This window comes from Alkalihalophilus lindianensis (assembly GCF_032843265.1).
GTDB lineage: Bacteria > Bacillota > Bacilli > Bacillales > Bacillaceae_D > Alkalihalophilus > Alkalihalophilus lindianensis.
In genome coordinates this window covers 1-274 of sequence record NZ_JAWJBA010000297.1, presented here as the reverse complement: position 1 = coordinate 274, position 274 = coordinate 1, and the positions used below count along the sequence as shown (strand labels likewise).

At 43.1% G+C, this 274-nt stretch carries 1 protein-coding gene; it reads right to left on the bottom strand.

The features are described 5' to 3' along the window. On the bottom strand, positions 1 to 274 hold a 274-nt coding region (locus RYX56_RS22325), incomplete at both ends, for a hypothetical protein (protein ID WP_317124118.1).

Here is a 274-nt window from a genome sequence, read left to right as displayed (position 1 = left end):
ATATTCTCCTTGCTTTCCATATAATAAACAAAGTCCCATATAAGCTTCTGATTTACCGCGTGACATCTTTAAATCACTCATCAACTTTAGCGACGTTTCATAACATTGAATTGCAAGAGAGGGATCATAATCGTCTAGTAGCTGCACAGCATGACCCATTCGAGCCCATCCTACCGCCTCAACAAAAGGAGAGCGACGTTGAACTCCGCCTACGATCGCCGCCTCAGCCTGCTTTTTGGCGTGCTCTGTTAATCCCATTAAGCTATTTAATAAA